Genomic DNA, 20,701 nt, shown 5'->3' on the forward strand with positions numbered 1-20,701 from the left:
TTCCGCCAACGGCGCCCGCGCGCGGGGGAGTCGGGCCCCGCAGGGTGCGGAGGCCCTTGCCCGGCGGGCGCGGCGTCCGGGCCTCCCGCCGGGCCCTCGCTCACCGGTACCGGCGCGTGCCCGCCAGCCACGCCCCCGCCGCCACCGCGAGCGTCGCCCCCGCCGTCGCGGCCTCCGCCGTGCCGAGCGGCAGCAGTACCCCGCCGAGCAGGGTGCCGAGGCCGATGCCGGTGTAGATCGCCGAGGCGTTGAGCCCGACCACGAGCGCCGTCTCCTGCGGTGCGGCGGAGATGAGCCGGTGCTGCTGCGGCGGGGTTTGGCACCAACTGCTCGCGCCCCACGCCACCATCGCCGCCGCCGTCAGCGGCAGGAAGCGCAGCCCCGCCGCGGCGGACAGCGCGATCACGCCGAGTCCCGCCGCCATCAGCGCGTAGCCGGCGGCCAGCACCCGCACCGCCCCCCAGCGGTCGGTGGCCAGGCCGGCGGCGAAGTTGCCGCCGATCGCCCCGACTCCGTACAGGCACAGCATCCACACCGCGCCCGAGCCGCCGATGCCGACGTCCGCCAGGACGGGCACGGTGTACGCGTAGACGGTGTACCCCGCGCCCATGCCGAGCGCGGTGAGCGGCAGCACGGCGAGCACCCCGGGCCTGCGCAGCGCGCGCAGCCGCGCCCGCAGCGGCACCGGCGGTCCGCCGGGCAGCGGGGGCATGACGGCGTAGACCCCGAGCGCGCACACCGCGCAGAGCGCGGCGACGAGCCCGAGGGCCGTACGCCAGTCCACCGCCCGCTCGGCGAGCGTGCCCAGCGGCACGCCCAGCGCGGTGGCCATGGTCAGCCCGCCGATGACGACCGCCAGCGCCCGCGCCCGCCGCTCGGGCGGCGCGAGCGCGGCGGCGACGGCACCGGCGCCGGGCGTGAACGCCGCCGCCCCGGCGGCGGCGAGGACGCGACTGGCCAGCAGCGCGGGGAAGTTCGGGGCGAGCGCGGAGCCGAGGTTGGCGGCGGCGAGCACGAGCAGGGCGCCGACGAGCAGCGTCCGCCGCGGGACGCGGGCGCAGACGGTGGCGAGTACGGGGGAGAGGACGGCGTACGCGGCGGCGAAGACGGTGACGGACTGCCCGGCGGCGGACTCGGAGACGTCGAGTGAACCGGCCATGGCGGGGAGGAAGCCGGCGACGACGAAGGCGTCGGTGCCGACGGCGAAGGTGCCGAGGGCGAGGACGGGGGTGGCAAAGAGCCCGCGCGCCGGGGCGGCTCCGGCCGGTCCCGCGGATAGCTTGACCGGGATATCTGGCATCCCCATTCCTCTCGTGCGTCGCGTACGGGATACGGCGTAAGGGAGGCGGCGTCGCGGGGTGCGGCCCGCTCAGCCCGCCAGCCGGGCGTACTGCCGCCGCGTGCGCTCCGCGCTCGCCTTCGGCGCGGCGGCCATCAGATCCGCGACCGTCTGCCCCGCCAGCTCACGCCGCCAGGCCAGCTCCGCGCGGCGCATCGCGGTGGCCACCCCGCACGGCCTGGCGAACTCCCGCCCCGCGCCCTGCCCTCCGTGCCCCTGCTGCCGGATCTCGGTGCAGACGAACGGTTCGAGCGGGCCCTCCAGGGCGGTCACGACGTCCATGAGCGTGATCCGCTCGGGCGCCCGCGCGAGCGAGAACCCGCCGCGCGCGCCGGGCGTGGAGTCGAGGATCCCGGCGCGGGCGAGGGCCTGGAGGCGCTTCTTCAGATACTCCTGCGGCAGGTCGAACCAGACGGCCAGCTTGCGGACGGGCACCGGCCCCGCGTCCCGCAGCCAGGCCAGGGTCAGACAACTGTGCAGCCCCCACTCGACGCCTTCGCCCATGTTCATAAAGGGATGCTACACATCCCGATTATCTGCAGGTGCGGCCACCGCCTACGAGCTTCAGCTCGGGGTGCGCGGTGATGTCGTCGTCCGTGACGGCGGTGTTCCGGTCCTCCGCCGGCACCTCCCCGCCGGGCCCCACCAGCAGCGAGCCGAACGGCCCGTTCCCTGCGCCCCGCGCCTCCACGGCCAGCTCGAACGCCCGCCGCAAAAACCGCTCCTCACCCCGCTCCACCGTCACCGCTCCTTCGCGTCCGCCCGCGCCGACCCAGGGGATTCAACCCGAAGCCGCCGCTCCGCGACACCCGCCGCGCCCGCCGTGACCTGCGGATTTCATCGGCTTTCAGGCCCCCGCCGGATGTGGAAACGGCGCTGAAAGGCCGTTGAGCGCCGTGCCCCGCAAGCTTCGGGGCATGACGACGACCACCGACACACCCGCCATCGCCGCCACCGGGCTGCGCAAGTCGTACGGCGACAAGACCGTCCTCGACGGCATCGACCTGCACGTGCCGGAGGGCACCGTCTTCGCCCTCCTCGGCCCGAACGGCGCCGGCAAGACCACCGCCGTGAAGATCCTCTCCACCCTCATCACCGCCGACGCCGGCGCCATCCGCGTCGCCGGCCACGACCCGGCCGCCCACGCCGACGCCGTACGCGCCGCCATCGGGGTCACCGGCCAGTTCTCCGCCGTGGACAACCTCATCACCGGCGAGGAGAACATGCGCCTCATGGCGGACCTGCACCACCTGCCGCGCGCCGAGGGCCGCCGGGTCACCGCCGAACTGCTGGAGCGCTTCGACCTCACCGACGCCGCCACCCGGCCCGCCGCCACCTACTCCGGCGGCATGCGCCGCCGCCTCGACATCGCCATGACCCTCGTCGGCAGCCCGCGGATCATCTTCCTCGACGAACCGACCACCGGCCTCGACCCGCGCTCCCGCCACAACATGTGGCAGATCATCCGCGAACTGCTGACCGACGGCGTCACCGTCTTCCTCACCACCCAGTACCTCGAAGAGGCCGACGAACTCGCCGACCGCATCGCCGTGCTGCACGGCGGCAGGATCGTCGCGCAGGGCACCGCCGCCGAGCTGAAGCGGCTCGTCCCCGGCGGCCACGTGCGGCTGCGCTTCGAGGACCCCGGGGCGTACGAGCGGGCCGCCGGCGCGCTGCGCGAGACCGTACGCGACGACCAGGCGCTGACGCTGCAGATACCCAGCGACGGCACGCAGCGGGAGCTGCGCGCGATCCTCGACTGGCTGGAGGCCGCCGACGTGCACGCCGACACCCTCACCGTCCACACCCCCGACCTGGACGACGTCTTCTTCGCCCTGACCGCCACGCCCGAGAAGGAAGCCGCCCGATGAGCACCCTCGCCCTGGCCGTACGCGACTCCTCCACCATGCTGCGCCGCAACCTGCTGCACGCCCGGCGCTACCCCTCCTTGACCCTCAACCTGCTGCTCACCCCGGTCATGCTGCTCCTGCTCTTCGTCTACGTCTTCGGCGACACCATGAGCGCGGGCCTCTCCGGCGGCGCCCCCGACCGCGACGTCTACATCGCCTACGTGGTGCCGGGACTGCTGCTCATGACCATCGGCAGCACCACGATCGGCACCGCCGTCTCCGTCGCCACCGACATGACCGAGGGCATCGTCGCCCGCTTCCGGACGATGGCGATCCACCGCGGCTCCGTGCTCATCGGGCACGTCCTCGGCAGCGTCCTGCAGTGCCTGGCCAGCGTCGTCTTCGTCGGCGCCGTCGCCGTGGCCATAGGCTTCCGCTCCACCGACGCGACCGTGCTGGAGTGGCTCGCCGCCTTCGGGCTGCTGATGCTCTTCGCGATGGCGCTGACCTGGATCGCCGTCGGCATGGGGCTCGTCAGCCCGAACGCGGAGGGCGCCAGCAACAACGCCACGCCGCTGATCCTGCTGCCGCTGCTGTCCAGCGCGTTCGTGCCGCTCGACGCGATGCCGGGGTGGTTCCGGCCGATCGCCGAGTACCAGCCCTTCACCCCGGCCATCGAGACCCTGCGGGGGCTGCTGCTCGGCACGGAGATCGGGCACGACGGCTGGCTGGCCGTCGCCTGGTGCCTGGGTCTGATCGTCCTCGGCTACCTGTGGTCCAAGGCGTCGTTCAACCGCGACGCGAAGTAACCGGGATGAGCCCGCGGGCCACCTCGCGCAGCTCCCCCCGCCCCAGGGCGGCGTACTCCGACACCGCGTCGGCGTACGCCGCCCCGTCGGCGTCCTGCGCGGCACGGCGGGCGCGGTCGACGGAGAGCGTGGGGTGGAAGGCCTGCGGGACGTACAGCCGCTCGGCGAGCGCCAGGAGCCGTACGGCGGAGGTGTCGCCCCTGGCGAGGCGGACGAGGCCGAGGCAGAGCACGACGGTGCCGTCGACTCCGACCTCCGCGGGGACCTCCGTCGCGGGGAGAGGTCCGGTGAGGAGCAGCGCGCGTATCCGGCTCTCCAGCAGGGCCACCAGATCGGCGACGGGCTCCAGGCGGCCCGCGTAGGCGTGGGCGGCGACGGCGGCGGCTGCGACGTGCAGGCCCCAGGAGTCGTCGAGTGGGTCGGCGGGCGGCGCGTCGGGCCGGGCGCCGGGCGGGCCCTCGTCCGGTGGCGTGGACAGCGCCACCGGCGCCGCGACCGGCGGGTACGTCGTGCCCTGCGGTCCTCCGGGGCGGAGCTTGTCCACCGCCGTACGCCAGTGCTTCAGCCCCAGCTCCGTCAGCCCGCGCGACAGCGCGATCTCGCCCCACGCCGCCTCGTACCCCGCCAGCAACTGCGGCTGCTCCGCCGCGGACCGCTCCGCCTCCACCCGCCGCAGCCACATCTCCGCCTCGTCCGGCTCCCCGCGCTGCAGGCACGCCAGCACCAGCCCGCGCCGCAGTCCTGTCGTCGGCGACTGGTCGCCCAGGTGCGCCAGCGCTTCCAGCGCCGCCAGCAGATGCCCGTACGCCTCCTTGCCCAGCCCGGCCTCCATGCACAGCTCGCTGCACCTGGAGTGGCCGAGGAGGCTGAGGGACGGATTGGGTACGGCGTCGACCGCGGCGAGCACCCGGCGGGCGGCGGCCAGCGCGCGCTCCGGCTCGTGCGCGTGCTCCAGCAGGTAGCTGGCGACGCAATCGGCGATGCCGGCGAGCAACGGGGCGTCGCTCGCGCGGAGTTCGTCGAGGGCGCCGAAGCCGGGGGCGCGCATGCCGGGTACGGCGCACAGCACGACGGCGAGCGCCCGCAGGAGGGTGTCCGGCTCGGCGGGGGGCAGACGGCGCAGGGTGGCGAGGTGGCGCGGGTGGAGCGGGCCGTAGCCCATGAACGGGGCGGCCGTGGCCAGGGCGCACAGGGTGCGGGTGACCTCGGTGTGGCGGGGGTCGGGGCGGTAGTGCGACAGCGGGCGGGCGGTGTCGGCGGCCAGGCTGAAGGTGCGGTGGAAGCTCGCCGAGTCGGTGGTCCAGACGCCGGCGAGGACGGCGCCGGCGGCGGCGGTGGTGTCGTGGTCTCCGCGGGCGAGGGCGTAGCGCAGGGCGAGGACGAGGTTGTCCTGCTCCGCGCGCAGGCGGGGCCAGTGCCGGAGGGGCTCGCGGCCGAACAGCGCGTCGTGGTGGGCGACTCCGAAGTCCCGCGCCCACCCCAGGAAGCGGGCGGTGACCGCCTCCTCCTCGCCGGCCGCCGCGCGCCGGGCGGCGCTGAACTCCCGCACCGTCTCCAGCATGTGGAAGCGGATCCCGGCGGCGGTGTCGGTGGCCTTCAGCAACGACTGGTCGACCAACTGCTCCAGCAGCTCCAGCGCGTCGCCGTCGTCCAGCAACTGATGCGCCGCTTCCGCGGTGAAGCCGTCGGGGAAGACCGACAGCGCCCGCAGCGCGGCCCTGGCGTCCTCCTCCAGCAGGTTCCAGCTCCAGTCGACGACCGCGTGCAGCGTACGGTGCCGCTCCGGCGCGTCCCGTGCCCCGCCGCGCAGCAGCGCGAACCGGTCGCCGAGCCGCCGCGCGATCTCCGCCACGGACAGCACCCGCACCCGCGCCGCCGCCAGCTCCACGGCCAGCGGCAGCCCGTCGAGGTGCCGGCACAGCTCCGCCACGGCGGCGGGCGGGAGTTCGGCGTCGGGGCGGGCGGCGCGGGCGCGCTGGGCGAAGAGCTCGGCGGAGGTCGCGGGGGTGAGCTGGGGGAGGTGGTAGACGGCCTCGGAGCTGAGCCCGAGGGGCGCGCGGCTGGTGACGAGCACGCGGAGGTCCGCGGCGCTGGTCAGCAGGTCCCGTACGAGAGCGGCGGCGCCGCGCACGACCTGCTCGCAGTTGTCGAGGACCAGCAGCGCGGGCTGTCGGCCGAGGGCGGCGACGAGGGTGGCGTGGACCTCCCCGCCGGGGGTGCCGCTGCCGCCGCCCACCGCCGAGGCCACCTCGCCGGCCACGTCCTCGTCGGCGCGGACGCCGGCCAGCGAGACGAAGTGCACGAGCTGCTGCTCCGCGCGCCGGCTCACGGTGTACGCGAGCCGCGTCTTGCCGAGGCCGCCGGGTCCGACGATCGAGGTGAGCCGCGAGGAGTGCAGCAGGGCGTCGACCGCGGCGAGGTCGCCGTCGCGGCCGAGCAGCGGGTTCGGGTCGTGCGGCACGCCGTGCCGGACGGCGGGGGCCTCGGCCCGTAGCAACTCCTGGTGGACGGCCTTCAGCGCGGCGCCCGGGTCGGTGCCGAGGTCGTCGCGGAGCCCCCGCCGGTACGCGTCGTAGCGGGCGAGCGCCGCCGCGGGCCCGGCCGACGCCGCCTCGGCGCGGAGCAGTTCGGCGAGCACCTCCTCGTCGCGGGGCGCGCCGGCGTGGACCCGGGCCAGCGGCGCGGCGGCCTCCGCGCGCCGGCCGACCCGCGCGAGCGCGAGGGCCCGGACCCGTACGAGATCGCCGTACACCGGCGCCCGCGCCGCCCGCAACTCCGCCACCGGATCCCCCGGCACGGCCTCCGTCTCCGGCGCCGCGTCCCAGCACCCGAGCCCTTCCTCGGCGGCGGCCAGCGCCGCGGCGTGATCCCCGGCCCGTAGGGCCCGCGCCGCGTCCTCGGCACACCGCTCGACGGCCGCGGTGTCGACCTGCTCCGCCGCCAGCGCCAGCCGGTACCCGGTCGGCGTACTGGCGACGACGTCCGCCCCGACCTGGGCCCGCGCCCGGGACACCAGGATCCGCAGCGCGTTCGCCGGATCCGCCGGCAGCTCCTCGCCCCACAGCCCGTCCACCAGCCGCCCCACGCTGCACCCGCCCCGCAGCTCCCCGGCGAGCAGGGCGAGCAGGGCGCGTACGCGAGGCGCGGTGATCTCCCGCCCGCGGAAGGCGACGCGCGACAGGAAGGTCAGCTCGACGCGGGCGGTCACGGCTTGCGACCGGATCCGCCGTCCCCGAAGCGGGGCGGCGGCGCGCCGAACGGCGTGGTCCCGGGGCGCCGCGGCGACACGGACACCGGCGCGAGGTGCGGAACGGTGGTGTCGATCACGGCGGCTCCCTCCAGGAGGAACGGGTGTGCGGGCAGCCTATAGCGAGGGCTTACGGGCCACCGCGCCGAAATCGTCGACGGCGGCGGGGGCGCCCACATCGGCGGCGTCGGGACGCCACAGCGACACGGACACCAGCCCCGGCTCCAGCATCTCCAGCCCGTCGAAGAAGCGGACGAGCTCGGCGGGACTGCGGTTGATCCGGGGATTCTCCCCGGCCTCGTTCCACTGCCGGATCTTCTCCCGCATCTCGGCGGGCCGGAGGACCTCGGTGTCGTCGCACAGCACGAGAAAACTGCCGGACGGCAAGGCGGCCATCAGCCGCCCGACGATGTCGTACGCGGTGGCGTCGGTGACGTGCGCGGTGATCCCCAGCAGCACGAGGGCGACGGGCCGGCTGAGGTCCAGCGTGTTGCCGGCCTGGGCCAGGACGGCGTCGGGGTCGTGCAGGTCGGCGTCGATGTAGTCGGTGGCGCCCTGGGTCGCGGAGGCGAGCAGCGCGCGGGTGTGGGCGAGGACGAGGGGATCGTGGTCGACGTAGACGATCCGCGACCCGGGGGCGACGCGCTGGGCGACCTCGTGGGTGTTGTCGGCGGTGGGCAGCCCGGTGCCGATGTCGGGGGCGGGGGCCGGGTGCCGGAGCCCCCGGTCAGCGCGGCACGAGCCGGATCGTGGCGGCCTGCGCCTGCGGCGTCACGACGCCGCCGAAGATGTCGGCGGGGTAGCGCCCGTACTTCGCCCGGTACGCGGCGTCCAACCGCGGCGTGGTCTCGCCCCCGTCCCCCACGTCGACGAAGGCGACCTCCTTGTCGACACCCCCGGCCCGGATCCGCCCCTCATGCCGCGACTGAGTCCCCCGGAACCACGGCCCCTGCGAGCCCTTCACGGACCGGACGTAGACGTCGTCCCCGTCCCGTACGACCCACATGGTCACGGGGTCCCGCAGACTGCCGTCGCCCCGCAGGGACTGCAGATTCAACTCCTCCGCGGTCTCGATCCGCTCCAGCTCGTCATCGGTCCAAGCCGCCATAATCCGCGCCTCCACTCCGTCACCCGAGCAAAGCCCATACAGCGTGAATCTAAACGAACCAGACATTCCCCGCACTCCCGCCAGTCCAATCGGGTCCCGGCAGCGGAGGGCCCAGCCCACCCGGACGCCGGACACGGGCGGAAAGCACGCCAGGATCTCGCCACGGATCTGTCCACGGCCGAGCCACTGCTCGCCGACCGGCCCTCGCCGCAACGGCTGGTCAGGGCACGGCACTTAGCGCGATACACCGCATCACCGGAGACCGGCATGCGAAAGGGCCCGGTCAGCACGCATGCTGGTCACGGGCCCTTTTCCATGTGTGGCGGCGCCAGGATTCGAACCTGGGAAGGCTGAGCCGGCAGATTTACAGTCTGCTCCCTTTGGCCACTCGGGCACACCGCCTGGGGATGTCGCCTGGTCCGGCCGCTGGGGCTGCCTGGCAACGTCGCCAACCATACCCGATGGCCGGGGGTGGTTCGCCACTCGGTTGTGGGGCTCGTGGGTCGGGTGGGGTGGCTAGGCTGGGTTACGGCCCCGGGGACCGGGGTGCGGTATCAGGGAACCAGTGCACGAGGAGCGCACCGAAGATGGCCGACTCCAGTTTCGACATCGTCTCGAAGGTCGATCGGCAGGAGGTCGACAACGCTCTCAACCAGGCGGCCAAGGAGATCTCGCAGCGCTACGACTTCAAGGGCGTCGGCGCCGCCATCGCCTGGTCCGGGGAGCGGATCGAGATCCGGGCCAATGCCGAGGAGCGGGCCAAGGCCGTGCTGGACATCTTCCAGTCCAAGCTGGTCAAGCGGGGGATCTCGCTGAAGGCTCTGGAGTCGGGGGAGCCGCAGGCGTCCGGGAAGGAGTACAAGCTGTACTCCACCGTCAAGGAGGGCATCTCCCAGGACGACGCGAAGAAGCTCGCGAAGATCGTCCGCGACGAGGGGCCCAAGGGGGTCAAGGCGCAGGTGCAGGGGGACGAGTTGCGGGTGACCTCCAAGAGCCGGGACGCGCTGCAGGAGGTCATCTCCCTCCTCAAGGGCAAGGACCTCGACTTCGCCGTGCAGTTCGTCAACTACCGGTAGGCCAGGCTGCTGACCTGTGAAGATTCTGCTTCGGGTGGAGCCAAAGGCACGTTGAGGGCACGTGCGCGAGCGTGGCTTCCACCGCGGAACGGGTGATGTCCTGCGGCTGGGCACGATCGAGAGTCGAGGCCGGCGTGATCACTCCAGGCGGAGGACGTAAACGCGGGTGACCTGCCGGGCCGATGCGTTGTCGTCCGATACGAGCAACAGGGTGCGGGGATCGGGAAGGGTCATGCCTTCCACGTTGTCCAGCAGCGGGTTGGGCTGCGGCTGCGGTGAAGTGGCACCGGACGGCGGGCAGCCGGCCAGGTCCACCAGGAGCCGCTTGGTGAGGAAGACACCGGTGCCGGCCTCGGTGAGCGAAGGGAGGCCGGTGACGTCCGGCGCCCTGTGGAGCGACACCCGGTAGACGCGGACGGTGTTGCCGACTCCTGCCGTGTAGCCGCGTTCCAGGGCCAGCAGGTGGTGACGGTCCAGTGCGGCCAGTTCGGCCAGGCCGAGGCCGGGGTCGGTCCGGTAGGCGTGCTGGGCGTCGGGGGCGAAGGGGCCGCCCAGGGTGCTGCCGTAGCGCAGGATGCGCAGCAGGCCGCGGTCTGCCGCGTCGTGGCCGTCGGCATCGAGCGGGCCTTCCATGCCGGCGTAGAGGGTGCGGCCGTCGGGCGTGGTGGTCAGGGACTCGAAGGTCTCGTTGGCCGGGGCCTGCCCGGCGGGGGCGACCCGGAAGCGCGGGGGCACCGGCAGTTCGGCGGTCTGCCTGCCGTCGGACAGGCGGAACCGGCGGATGGAGGGCTCGCGTTCCGAGGAGGCGAGTACCGTGCCCGCGGGTTCGGTGGCCAGGCCCTCTCCGTCGAAGTCGGCCCCGGTGTACGGAGTGCCGTCCGGGCGGCGCAGGACGGTGACGTCGCGTACCGCCGCCCCGACGTGCCCGGGGGCGTTGCGCACGGCCAGCCGGTAGAGCCTGGCCTCGTCGTCGGTGTTGTCCGCGAGCGCCAGGACCGGCGCGTGCGGCCGGGCGCTCAGTGCGGAGAGACCGGCGACCCGGGTGCCGGCGAAGGTGGCCTTGTCCAGGGCATCGGAGAAGCCGGTCAGCGACGTGCGCGGCGAGCAGGCAACCGGCCGGCCGGCCGGCTCCGCGGCGGGCTCGGCGGGATCCGCCGGGGCGGTCGGCGAGACCGCCAGCAGCAGCGCGGGAAGCCCGGCACCCCACCATCTGTTCATCGGTTCCTCCGGGAGTCTCGGGACGTCAGGACAGGTCCACGCTCATCTTGTAGAACCTGGTCGTCTGGGTCTCCGTGTTGGCGTTGTTGTCGCTGACCAGGTAGAGGGCGCGGCGGCCGTCCGGCAGGTGCTCGCCCAGGGCCATGCCCTCGATGTTGTCCAGCAGGGGATTGAGCTGCGGCTGCTTGTGAGGTGCTCCTGCGGTGGGGCAGTGCACCAGATTGGCCAGCGGCGTCTTCTGCACCCAGGAGTCCTCGGTGATGTCGGAGATCGACTTCGTTCCGCTGATGTCCGGTTTCTTCGCCAGCGAGAGCAGGAAAAGGTGGACCGAATTGCCCTCCGGCATGTAGCCGCGCTCCAGCGCGAGCAGCCGGTCGCCGCCGAGGGCGATCAGCTCGGTGAGGAAGAGACCGTATTCGGTCTTGTACGCGTACTGCTGGGGCTTGGCGCCGAACTCTCCGCCCGGAGAACGGGTGTAGCGCAGGATCCGTACCTGGCTGCGGCCCGCCGCCTCGCCGTCGGCGTGCAGCGGCCCTTCCATCCCCGCGTACAACCGGGTGCGGTCCTCGCTCACGCTCAGGGATTCCAGCCGCCGTGCGGGGCTGGATGCGTCGAAGGCCTTCGGCAGGTGGATCTCTCCGTTCTGCACGCCGTCGCTGAGTCGGTACGACCGGATCGACGGCCCTGCCTCCGAGCTGATCAGGACGTTCTTCCCGTCCACCGCCATCCCCTCGCCGTCGATGTCGGCGGCGGAGAGCTTGTCGTCCCGGGGGTGCAGGATCGTGGCGTGTCCGGCCGCGGGGACGACTCGCTCGGCGTCGAGAGTCAGGGAGTGGAGGCGGGGAGGGCGGTTGTCCCCCAGGGCCAGGAGGCTGCGGTCCCCGGTGACGGCGAGGGCCGAGAGCCCTTGGACCGGCGTGGGGTCCGCGAGGGTGTCCAGGGCGTCGGAGTAGCCCAGCAGACCGACCTTTTCCGAGCAGGGGCCGGTGGTGCCGGTGCCGGAGGAGCCCTTCCAGACCCCCGCGGCGCTGATGATCGCGAGGGCGACCGCCGAGGCCGTCAGGGCCCTGGAGTGCCGGCGGGGCCAGGAGGAGTGCGCGGTGCCCGGCTTGGCACGGAGGTTCCGGACGAAGGGCCGGCTGCCGACCGTGTGCGGGTCCAGGGTGTGCGGTGCGGGGCCGCCCTGGCCGGGAACGATCCGGCGCAGCTCCGCGGCGATGTCGTTCGGGGTCAGGAAGTCCTGGCGGTTGCCGATACCGGCCCGGACGCTTTCGACCAGGGCCTGGGTGAACGCGGTGAGACCGGTGCCGGTGGTGCCGACCGCGTCTCCGCCGGGGGGCGAGGCCGCCAGTACGTAGATGTCGCGCAGCTCGGCGGCTTCGACCTCCCTTCGTACGGCATCGAAGGCGACACTGCCCTGGCAGCAGTCCAGGATGACGATCGTCCGGGACGGCGGGTCGGGGGCGGCGCCGAGCCGCCGGAGCAGGTCGGTGAACGGAACCGCGGTGCCCGGGATGTCGGCCTCGCGGCTGTCGGGCAGGGTCAGATGGAGCGCGCCGTCGTGGGTCAGGCCGTGGCCCGCCCAGTAGACGACCAGGCAGTCCGATGCTTGCCGCGCGGCGTGGGCCACCGGGTCCAGGAGCTGCGCGCGGTTCTGCGGGCGGACGATCTGGCACCGACTGGTCGGCAGGCCCCAGATCCGGGCGTCGCCCAGTACGTCCCGCAGCTCCAGGCAGCCGCGGTCCACGGCCCGCAGGGAGCGGAGGCCGCTCTCGGGGGTGTGGTCGGCGACACCGATCAGCACGGCGTACGAGAGGTGGGGCAGCGGCAGCCGGGGGCGCAGGGCCGCGTCGGTCGTCTGGGGGTTGGCGAGTGCCTGCGGGGAGAGTTGGACGGTGCGCTCGTCCTGCTGCACCTCCAGAGTCGAACTCACCGGGCGCGATGCCCGCCAGGCGGACAGCGCCAGGACCAGGTTGGCGAGGTCGAAGGAGCTTCCGGTGACGAACTCGATGGCCTCCAGGCTGAGTCCCATAGTGGGGCTCAGCGGGATGGCCGGGTCGTCCTCCAGATGCCTGCGTAAGGAGCGCAGCTCCTCCTCGCCCTCCGGCCCGCCCTGTGCCGTGATCTTGATGTGCATGGGATCCCCCTGCCGGCCGGCGGACTTTCGCTCGCCGGCCGGTACCGTAGTGCCGCTGCGTCACAGGGTGTACCTGAATGGTCGCACATCGCAATGTGCGACTCGCGCCGTCCGCGACGTCTTTCGTCGACCACCCCGTGGGGCGGGTCACGGCTCCAGGTAGCGCAGGATCGCCAGGACCCGGCGGCTGTAGCCCTCGGTGTGGCCCAGGTCGAGCTTGTCGAAGATCGCGTTGACGTGCTTTTCCACCGCGCTCTGCGAGACGTGGAGGCGGGTGGCGATCGTGGCGTTGGTATGGCCCTGGGCCATGCGGTCCAGGACCTCGCGTTCGCGCGGGGTCAGGCGGTCCAGGGGGTCCGTGCGGGTGCTGTGTGCCAGGAGGCGGCGTACGACCTCGGGGTCGAGGGCCGTGCCGCCCGCGGCCACGCGGTCCAGGGCGTCGAGGAACTCGTCCACCTGCACCACGCGGTCCTTCAGCAGGTAGCCGACGCCGCCCGTGCTGCCGGTGACCAACTCCGCCGCGTAGCGCCGCTCGACGTACTGCGACAGCACCAGCACCCCCGTCTCCGGCCACCGTTCGCGGATCTCCAGTGCCGCGCGCAGGCCGTCGTCGGAGTGGCCCGGGGGCATGCGGACGTCGACGACCGCGACGTCCGGGGGGTCGGCGGCGACGGCCGCGACCAGGGCCGGAGCGTCGCCGACGGCGGCGGTGACGTCGTGGCCCTCGTCGGTGAGGAGGCGGGCGAGGCCCTCGCGGAGCAGCGTCGAGTCGTCGGCCAGCACTACGCGCACGGCAGCTCCGCGGTGACGGTGGTGGGCCCGCCGGGCGGGCTGGAGACGGTGAGCCGGCCGTCGAGTGCGGCGACGCGGCGGGCGAGGCCCAGGAGGCCGCCGCCCGACGGGTTCGCGCCGCCGGTGCCGTCGTCCTCGATGCTCACGCGCGCCATCGTCGCATCCCGCGTCAGCCGTACGGTCACCAGCGTGGCGGACGCGTGCTTGATCGCGTTCGTGACGGCCTCGGAGACCGTGAAGTACGCGACCGTACGCACCGCTTCCGGCAGCGGGTCGGCGAGCGCGTAGTCGATGCGTACGGGCAGCTCCGAGCGCTCCGCCAGCGCCTCCAGCGCCGCGTGCAGGCCCGTGTCGTCCAGCGCCGCGGGGTAGACGTGCCAGGCGACCTCGCGCAGGTCGGTGAGCGCCAGTTGGGACTGTTCGTGGGCCTGGCGGAGCAGGTCCCGTGCCTTGTCCGGGTCGGCGGCCCCGGTGCGCCGGGCGCGGCCCAGGAGCAGGCCGAGGACGACGAGGCGCTGCTGTACGCCGTCGTGGAGGTCGCGTTCGATGCGGCGGCGCTCGTCGTGTACGGCGGCCACGATGCCGGCGCGGGTGGCGGCGAGTTCGCCGATGCGGCGCTCAAGGAGGTCGGCGGGGCTGGGGCCGAGGAAGCGGTGGGCGAGGTGGTTGTCGAGGGCGGCGACACCGTCGATGCCCTGGATGGAGAGGAACAGAAGAAACAGGCCGCCCAGACCGGAGGCGAGCATCACGAAGGGGTTGGCGTCCCTCGCGACGAACCAGATCCACAACAGCGTCGAGCCGTACAACGCGCCGATCAGCGCCGTCAGCAGCACCGCGCCCCCGAGCGCGCCGACGCCCCAGCGCAGCGCGAGGTACTGCAGCGCGCGGGGGGTGGCGCGGGGCGGGGCGAGTTCGCTGCCGTAGAAGTACGTCATGCGTCTGCGCTCCGCCGTCGCCAGGCGGGCGGCGGCCTCGTACGGGAGGCGCGTCCCGCGCGGGGCGCCGCCGGCGGCGGCCTGCCACGGCCACGTGGCGAGGAGCCACAGGCCGCACAGGGCGACCAGCGGCAGCTCGGCGAGGGCGGTGAGGCCGCCGGTGAGGACCCCGGCCGCGGTACGCAGGCGGCGGAGCAGGATCGGACGCATGATGCGATCACGCTAACCGCGGGCGGGGGAGGGGCGCACTGCGGCTTTCCGCACGAATCTCCGGTGTGCGGTCCGGCACAGCCCGGGGGGTGTGGTTTTCCGTACGGGCTTGGGTGGGACCCCGGATTCCGGTTGTCGGAGGGGCCACGTAACGTCATCGCCATGATCGGAATCGCTGCCGGAGAAGCGCCCAGCGGCGGCGTCGCGGGGTGGGCCGCCGGGCTCATGGAGGATCTCGGGGCGCCGGGGGCCGGGCTGGCCATCGCGCTGGAGAACCTCTTCCCGCCGCTGCCCAGCGAGGTCATCCTCCCGCTCGCCGGATTCACGGCCAACCAGGGCGGGTTGAACCTGGTGGCGGTCCTCGTCTGGACCACCGTCGGCTCCGTCGTCGGCGCCCTCGCGCTGTACTGGGTCGGCGCGCTCCTCGGCCGCGAGCGGACCGTCGCGCTGGCGGCGAAGCTGCCGCTGCTGAAGGTGCGCGACATCGAGCGTACGGAGGCGTGGTTCGCCCGGCACGGCACGAAGGCGGTGTTCTTCGGCCGCATGATCCCGATCTTCCGCAGCCTCATATCGGTGCCCGCGGGCGTCGAACGGATGCCGGTGCCGGTCTTCCTCGGCCTCACGGCCGCGGGCAGCGCCCTGTGGAACACGGTGTTCGTGCTCGCGGGCTACTGGCTGGGTTCGCGCTGGCACGAGATCAGCGACCTGGTCGGCGTGTACTCGAAGGTGGTCCTGGGCGTCGTGGCCCTGGCCGCGGTGGTGTTCCTGGCCGTACGGGCCGTGGCCGCCGGCCGCGGCCGCCACCGCGCCCCGCGCCGGCGCGCGTAGCCCCGCCCACTCGCGCGTAGCCCCGCTAGGGCTGCTCGCCCTCGCCCAGGTGCCGCTCGTACGCCGCCAGCGTCTCCACGAACGTTCGCCGCTCGTCCGCCGTCAGCGGCCCCAGCGCCTCCCGCCACGCCGCCGCGCTCCGCCCCAGCCACCCGTCGATCGCCGGGCGGCGCTCCGCCGTGATGCTGACCAGCTTCCGCCGCCGGTCCGCCGGGTCCTCGCGCCGCTCCAGGACGCCCTTGCGGCTCAGCTCGCCGACCATGAGGCTCACCGTCGTCGGGGCCACCTCCAGCCGCTCGGCCAGCTCGTTGACGCTCGACTCGCCGTCGAAGAGCAGATAGGCGAGGAGGGAGAGGTGCCGCGGGGCGAGCGCGAGGGAGCGCAGCTCGCCGGGGACCGGCAGCCGTTTCGCGCGCCCGACCATGCGCGGCATGAGCAGCAGCAGCGTACGGATGGCGTCGTCGACGTCCGGCCCGGCGGTTGACACCGCGGCGCTCCCCTCTTTAGCTTTGCGCTCAAAGCATCTTTGCTTTAAAAGCAAAATCTTCTACGGCGTGAGCGCGATGCTACCCGCGAGCGCGAGAGGCGGTCCCCGTGACGACCGAGCAGCAGCAGCCGAGCCCGGCGGAGTTCAACCGGCGGGTCATCGAGGAGTTCCGGGCGAACGGCGGCCGCGTCGGCGGCATGTTCGAGGGCGCACCCCTCGTGCTCCTCACCACCACCGGGGCCCGCAGCGGCACCCGCCGCACCAACCCCGTCGTCTACCTCCGCGACGGTGCCCGCCTGCTCGTCTTCGGCTCCAACGGCGGCGCCGACCACCACCCCGCCTGGTACCACAACCTCCTCGCCCACCCCCGCGTCACCGTCGAGATCCGCGACGCCGACGCCCCCGGCGGCACCGTGGCGTACGAGGCCGACGCGGTCCCGCTGCCCGCCGCGGAACGCGACCGGGTGTACGCGGTGCAGGCCGGCCTCGACCCCGCCTTCGCCGCGTACGAGCGCGGCACCGCCCGCACCATCCCCGTCGTCGCCCTGCACCCCAACCTCTTCGCCGACCCGCAGCGCCGCCGGGCCGCAGCGGAGCAACTGCTCCGGGCGCACGACGAGCTGCGCCGCGAGCTGGCCGGGGTGCTGGCCGCCGCCGAGGCCGGCCCCGCGGGCCCCGAAAGCCCCACCGGCCCCTCGCCCGCCGCGCCCGCCCTCCGCGACCTCCGCCGCCACTGCCTCGCCTACTGCGCCTCCCTCGAAGACCACCACGGCGCGGAGGACGGCCACCTCGGCGCCATGGAGCGGCAGTTTCCCGCTCTCGCCCCCGCCGTCGCCCGCATCCGCGACGAGCACCGCGCGGTCACCGCGATGCTGGAGCGCGTACGCGACCTCGCCGCCACCCTGCCGCCCGCGGCGGCTCCCGCCTCCCACCACGCGCAGACCGCCCCCGTCCGCGCCGAGCTCCACGCCCTCGCCGCCCGCCTCGACGCACACTTCACCTACGAGGAGCGCGAACTGCTCCCCGCCCTCGGCGTCCCGGCACCGGCTACCCGCGGTGCCGGCTCCGGCCCGTAACCTTGGCCCCGTGCAGGTACGCCACGACGCCCCCCTCGCCCCGCTGACCACCCTCCGCCTCGGCGGCCCCGCCGCCCGGCTCGTCACCGCCACGACCGACGCCGAGGTGGTCGACGCCGTGCGCGCGGCCGACGCCGCCGGGACCCCGCTGCTGATCGTCGGCGGCGGCAGCAACCTGGTCGTCTCCGACGCCGGCTTCCCCGGCACCGCGCTGCGCATCGCCACCGCCGGCTTCGCCCTCGACGGCACCGCGCTCGAACTGGCCGCCGGCGAGAACTGGTCCGACGCCGTCGCCCGCACCGTCGACGCCGGACTCGCCGGCGTCGAGTGCCTGGCCGGCATCCCCGGCTCGGCCGGGGCGACGCCGATCCAGAACGTCGGTGCGTACGGCCAGGAGGTCGCGGAGACGATCACCGAGGTCGTCGCGTACGACCGCACCACCGGCGAGACCGTCACCGTCCCCGGCGCCGACTGCGGCTTCTCGTACCGGCACAGCCGCTTCAAGGCCGATCCCGACCGCTTCGTCGTGCTGCGCGTCCGCTTCCGGCTCGCCGACGAGGGCGGGCTTTCCGCGCCCATCCGGTACGGGGAGGCGGCGCGCATGCTCGGCGTCGCGCCCGGCGAGCGGGTGCCGGCCGCGCAGGCGCGTGACGCCGTGCTGAAGCTGCGCGCCGGCAAGGGCATGGTGCTCGACCCGGAGGACCACGACACGTGGTCGGCCGGCTCGTTCTTCACCAACCCGATCCTCGACGAGCAGGCCCACGCCGCCTTCCTCGACCGCGTCGCCGGCCGTCTCGGCCCCGACGCGCGCCCGCCGGCGTTCCCGGCGGGGGAGGGGCTGACGAAGACGTCCGCGGCCTGGCTCATCGACCACGCCGGCTTCACCCGCGGCTACGGCACGGGCCCGGCCCGTATCTCCACCAAGCACACCCTGGCCCTGACCAACCGCGGCTCGGCGACCACCGAAGACCTGCTCGCGCTCGCCCGCGAGGTGCGCGACGGCGTACGGGACGCCTTCGGCGTCACGCTGGTCAACGAGCCGGTGACGGTCGGCGTCAGGCTGTAGCGGCGGTACGGGGCCTCAGCCCCGCGCCGACCCCAGCCCCACCGTCCGCCCCCGCGCCGCCGGGTCGTCCATCAGGTCGAGCACCGCCCGCGCCAGGTCCGCCCGCGCCAGCGTCCCCGTGCCGGGGACGTTGCCGCCGACCCGGCGCCGGTAGCGCCCCTTACCCCGCCGGTTCGTCAGCTTGCCCGGCCGCAGCACCGTCCAGTCAAGTCCGCTGTGCGCCATCTCCGACTCCATCGCGGCGGCCTCGGCGTACACGTCCTTGAAGACCGTCCGCAGCACCGGCGACACCGCCCGCCCCAGCACTCCCTCGTCCGGCGCCGGCGGTCCGACCGGCGCCGTACTGACGACCAGCAGCCGCCGTACGCCCGCCGCCCGCGCGGCCCGTACGAGCGCGTGCGCAGCGGCGCCGAGGCGGCCCGTGGGCCTCCCGCCGCCCGACAGGCCGGGGCAGAACAGCAGCGCGTCGCGGCCCCTGACGACGGGACCGAGGGCCGCGGGGTTCGTCAGGTCCTCGACGGTCGTCACCGTCAGCCGCCCGCGCCCGCCGCCGGGTCCGGCCCGGCGCGCACCGCCCGCCGCGCCGCCACGGCCCTTCCCCTCCGATGCCGCGCCGTCCCCGGAGTCCGCACCGGGCCCTGCGGCCAGGCTCCGTGCCCCCTTGCGCACCACTGCCGTCACCTCGTGCCCGGCGGCCAGCGCCTGCCGGACGACCTCCCGGCCGGTCAGGCCGGACGCGCCCAAGACCGTGAGCTTCATGGTCCCTCCCGTAAGTGGGTGCTCACCCACCCCCTGTTAGGGTGAGTGAATGCCCACCTCGCCGTCAAGGCCGGCTCCGGAGCGCATCGTCGACGCCGCGGAGCGCCTCATCCGCACCGCCGGGTTCGTGCACGCGACGACCAAGGAGATCGCGCGCGAGGCGGGCTGCTCGGAGGCGCTGCTCTACAAGCACTTCGTCAACAAGGAGGACATCTTCCTGCGCGTCCTCTTCGAGCGGCTGCCCCGCCTCGGCGCGCTCCTCACCGAGCTGGCAGAGGACCCGGGCGGGCGCGACGTCGAGGAGTGTCTGGAGGCCGTCGCCCACAAGGCCGCGGACTTCTACCAGGAGATGCTGCCCATGGTGGGCGCGCTGCTGGTCGAGCCGGGGCTGCTCGCGCGGTTCGCCGAAGGGCTCGCCGCGGTCGGGCGCAAGGGGCCGTACGAGGCGGGCGACGCGCTCGCGGCCTATCTGGCACAGGAGCGCGAGCGCGGCCGTATCCGCGCCGACGCGGACCCGCGGGCCGCGGCGGTGATGCTGCTCGGCGCATGCTTCCAGCGGGCGTTCTTCGTGGCCTTCGGCGGGCCCGCGGCGGTTCAGCCGGTGGACGACTTCGCCGCGGCGCTGTCCCGTACGCTCTGGGCCGCGCTCGCCCCGCCGCCCGCGGCGGCCCCGTCGGCGGCGCCCCCGCCGGCCGCCTGACGGCCGGTCTCCGGCTCTCCCGACAGCCAGTCGTCCACCTGGGCCAGCAGGCCCCGCCGCACGTCCTCAGGCGCCACCGAGGCCCGTACCGACTGCCGCGCCAGCTCCGCCAGCTCCTCGTCCGTGAACCCGTGGTGTGCACGCGCCAGTTCGTACTGCGCCGCCAGCCGCGACCCGAACAGCAGCGGGTCGTCCGCCCCCAGCGCCATCGGCACCCCCGCGTCCCACAGCGCCCGCAGCGGCACGTCCTCCGGCCGCTCGTACACCCCCAGGGCGACGTTCGACGACGGGCACACCTCGCACGTCACCCCCGCCGCCGCCAGCCGCGACAGCAGCCGCGGGTCCTCGGCGGCGCGGATGCCGTGCCCGATGCGGCTCGCGTCCAGGTCGTCCAGGCAGTCGCGGACGCTCGTCGGCCCGGCCAGCTCGCCGCCGTGCGGGGCGGCCAGCAGGCCGCCCTCGCGGGCGATGGCGAAGGCGCGGTCGAAGTCGCGGGCGAAGCCGCGGCGCTCGTCGTTGGACAGCCCGAAGCCGACGACGCCGCGGTCCGCGTAGCGCACGGCGAGACGGGCGAGGGTACGGGCGTCGAGCGGGTGCTTCATCCGGTTCGCGGCGACCAGTACGCGCATCCCGAGGCCGGTGTCCCGGGCCGTGGTCTCGACCGCGTCGAGGATGATCTCCAGCGCCGGGATCAGCCCGCCCAGGCGCGGCGCGTACGACGTGGGGTCGACCTGGATCTCCAGCCAGCCCGAGCCGTCCGCGACGTCCTCCTCGGCGGCCTCGCGCACCAGCCGCTGGATGTCCTCGGGCGTACGCAGACAGGAGCGGGCCAGGTCGTACAGCCGCTGGAAGCGGAACCAGCCGCGCTCGTCGGTCGCGCGCAGCTTGGGCGGCTCGCCGCTGCTCAGCGCCTCGGGCAGGTGCACGCCGTACTTCCCGGCCAGCTCGATCAGCGTGGCGGAGCGCATGGAGCCGGTGAAGTGCAGGTGCAGATGAGCCTTCGGCAGGCGGCGGACGTCTCGTGCGACGGGGCGGTGGTCGTGCTCCATGGAGAGATCTTGCCG

At 74.2% G+C, this 20,701-nt stretch carries 19 protein-coding genes, 1 tRNA gene and 2 pseudogenes; 7 read left to right on the plus strand and 15 right to left on the minus strand.

Annotation, left to right across the window (positions count from 1 at the left end; genetic code table 11):
* Positions 1–100: 100 nt before the first annotated feature.
* The 3 genes and pseudogenes from ABGA99_RS33180 to ABGA99_RS33190 all read right to left on the minus strand — a co-directional run.
* A complete protein-coding gene (locus ABGA99_RS33180; RefSeq protein WP_347581158.1) occupies positions 101–1,300 on the minus strand; it encodes an MFS transporter in 1,200 nt (399 codons plus the stop codon).
* Positions 1,301–1,369: 69 nt separating this feature from the next.
* A complete protein-coding gene (locus ABGA99_RS33185; RefSeq protein ID WP_347581157.1) occupies positions 1,370–1,849 on the minus strand; it encodes an Rrf2 family transcriptional regulator in 480 nt (159 codons plus the stop codon).
* A gap of 49 nt (positions 1,850–1,898) precedes the next feature.
* Positions 1,899–2,078, minus strand: a pseudogene (locus ABGA99_RS33190) (nucleoside deaminase); the annotation flags it as partial.
* 178 nt (positions 2,079–2,256) lie between these two features.
* On the opposite strand from ABGA99_RS33190, the gene ABGA99_RS33195 reads away from it, so the two are divergent.
* Together ABGA99_RS33195 and ABGA99_RS33200 are read left to right on the plus strand one after the other, a co-directional pair.
* A complete protein-coding gene (locus ABGA99_RS33195) occupies positions 2,257–3,210 on the plus strand; it encodes an ATP-binding cassette domain-containing protein (protein ID WP_347581156.1) in 954 nt (317 codons plus the stop codon).
* On the plus strand, positions 3,207–3,998 hold the full coding sequence (locus tag ABGA99_RS33200; RefSeq protein WP_347581155.1) for an ABC transporter permease: 792 nt from the start codon (positions 3,207–3,209) through the stop codon (positions 3,996–3,998). Before ABGA99_RS33195 ends, ABGA99_RS33200 begins: the two co-directional genes overlap by 4 nt.
* Here the strand turns inward: ABGA99_RS33200 and ABGA99_RS33205 are convergent.
* The 5 genes and pseudogenes from ABGA99_RS33205 to ABGA99_RS33225 form a co-directional block, all read right to left on the minus strand.
* The gene (locus ABGA99_RS33205) at positions 3,979–7,206 is read right to left on the minus strand and encodes a BTAD domain-containing putative transcriptional regulator (protein ID WP_347581154.1); all 3,228 of its coding nucleotides are present in this window, start codon (positions 7,204–7,206) and stop codon (positions 3,979–3,981) included. The genes ABGA99_RS33200 and ABGA99_RS33205 overlap by 20 nt on opposite strands.
* A complete protein-coding gene (locus ABGA99_RS33210; RefSeq protein WP_347581153.1) occupies positions 7,203–7,325 on the minus strand; it encodes a hypothetical protein in 123 nt (40 codons plus the stop codon). Before ABGA99_RS33210 ends, ABGA99_RS33205 begins: the two co-directional genes overlap by 4 nt.
* 37 nt (positions 7,326–7,362) lie before the next feature.
* Positions 7,363–7,941: pseudogene (locus tag ABGA99_RS33215) on the minus strand (SAM-dependent methyltransferase); the annotation flags it as partial.
* 31 nt (positions 7,942–7,972) lie between these two features.
* The gene (locus ABGA99_RS33220; protein WP_347581152.1) at positions 7,973–8,353 is read right to left on the minus strand and encodes a DUF2255 family protein; all 381 of its coding nucleotides are present in this window, start codon (positions 8,351–8,353) and stop codon (positions 7,973–7,975) included.
* Positions 8,354–8,673: 320 nt separating this feature from the next.
* Positions 8,674–8,755: transfer RNA gene (locus ABGA99_RS33225), tRNA-Tyr, on the minus strand.
* A 185-nt stretch (positions 8,756–8,940) separates the two neighbouring features.
* On the opposite strand from ABGA99_RS33225, the gene ABGA99_RS33230 reads away from it, so the two are divergent.
* Positions 8,941–9,429 (plus strand): YajQ family cyclic di-GMP-binding protein, encoded by a 489-nt coding sequence (locus ABGA99_RS33230; RefSeq protein WP_347581132.1) that lies wholly within the window; start codon positions 8,941–8,943, stop codon positions 9,427–9,429.
* Between the two features lie 138 nt (positions 9,430–9,567).
* Here ABGA99_RS33230 and ABGA99_RS33235 read toward each other — a convergent pair whose 3' ends face one another.
* From ABGA99_RS33235 to ABGA99_RS33250, 4 genes are all read right to left on the minus strand, one after another.
* A complete protein-coding gene (locus tag ABGA99_RS33235; RefSeq protein WP_347581131.1) occupies positions 9,568–10,647 on the minus strand; it encodes an esterase-like activity of phytase family protein in 1,080 nt (359 codons plus the stop codon).
* Positions 10,648–10,672: 25 nt separating this feature from the next.
* Positions 10,673–12,784: an esterase-like activity of phytase family protein gene (locus tag ABGA99_RS33240; protein WP_347581130.1), complete on the minus strand. Its 2,112-nt coding sequence runs from the start codon at positions 12,782–12,784 to the stop codon at positions 10,673–10,675.
* A gap of 147 nt (positions 12,785–12,931) precedes the next feature.
* Positions 12,932–13,567, minus strand: a complete 636-nt coding sequence (locus ABGA99_RS33245) for a response regulator transcription factor (RefSeq protein WP_347581174.1) — start codon at positions 13,565–13,567, stop codon at positions 12,932–12,934.
* Positions 13,567–14,721, minus strand: a complete 1,155-nt coding sequence (locus ABGA99_RS33250) for a sensor histidine kinase (RefSeq protein ID WP_347581129.1) — start codon at positions 14,719–14,721, stop codon at positions 13,567–13,569. Before ABGA99_RS33250 ends, ABGA99_RS33245 begins: the two co-directional genes overlap by 1 nt.
* A 225-nt stretch (positions 14,722–14,946) precedes the next feature.
* On the opposite strand from ABGA99_RS33250, the gene ABGA99_RS33255 reads away from it, so the two are divergent.
* Entirely contained in the window at positions 14,947–15,549 is a 603-nt protein-coding gene (locus ABGA99_RS33255) for a DedA family protein (RefSeq protein ID WP_347581173.1), read from the plus strand.
* A gap of 25 nt (positions 15,550–15,574) precedes the next feature.
* Here the strand turns inward: ABGA99_RS33255 and ABGA99_RS33260 are convergent, their stop codons facing one another.
* On the minus strand, positions 15,575–16,036 hold the full coding sequence (locus tag ABGA99_RS33260) for a MarR family winged helix-turn-helix transcriptional regulator (RefSeq protein ID WP_347581128.1): 462 nt from the start codon (positions 16,034–16,036) through the stop codon (positions 15,575–15,577).
* A 107-nt stretch (positions 16,037–16,143) separates the two neighbouring features.
* Here ABGA99_RS33260 and ABGA99_RS33265 point away from each other — a divergent pair, with 107 nt between their 5' ends.
* Positions 16,144–17,112, plus strand: coding sequence for a nitroreductase/quinone reductase family protein (locus tag ABGA99_RS33265; protein WP_347581127.1), 969 nt, complete (start codon positions 16,144–16,146; stop codon positions 17,110–17,112).
* 10 nt (positions 17,113–17,122) lie between these two features.
* Positions 17,123–18,178: a UDP-N-acetylmuramate dehydrogenase gene (locus ABGA99_RS33270; RefSeq protein ID WP_347581126.1), complete on the plus strand. Its 1,056-nt coding sequence runs from the start codon at positions 17,123–17,125 to the stop codon at positions 18,176–18,178.
* A gap of 15 nt (positions 18,179–18,193) precedes the next feature.
* On the opposite strand, the gene ABGA99_RS33275 is transcribed toward ABGA99_RS33270, so the two are convergent.
* A complete protein-coding gene (locus ABGA99_RS33275) occupies positions 18,194–18,937 on the minus strand; it encodes an NAD(P)H-binding protein (RefSeq protein ID WP_347581125.1) in 744 nt (247 codons plus the stop codon).
* A 49-nt stretch (positions 18,938–18,986) separates the two neighbouring features.
* Between ABGA99_RS33275 and ABGA99_RS33280 the strand changes: the two genes are divergently transcribed.
* Positions 18,987–19,637: a TetR/AcrR family transcriptional regulator gene (locus ABGA99_RS33280; RefSeq protein WP_347581124.1), complete on the plus strand. Its 651-nt coding sequence runs from the start codon at positions 18,987–18,989 to the stop codon at positions 19,635–19,637.
* Here ABGA99_RS33280 and ABGA99_RS33285 read toward each other — a convergent pair.
* On the minus strand, positions 19,532–20,686 hold the full coding sequence (locus tag ABGA99_RS33285) for an adenosine deaminase (RefSeq protein ID WP_347581123.1): 1,155 nt from the start codon (positions 20,684–20,686) through the stop codon (positions 19,532–19,534). The genes ABGA99_RS33280 and ABGA99_RS33285 overlap by 106 nt on opposite strands.
* Between the last annotated feature and the right edge of the window lie 15 nt (positions 20,687–20,701).

Origin of the sequence: Streptomyces sp. B5E4 (assembly GCF_039871555.1) — a bacterium.
Classification (GTDB): domain Bacteria; phylum Actinomycetota; class Actinomycetes; order Streptomycetales; family Streptomycetaceae; genus Streptomyces.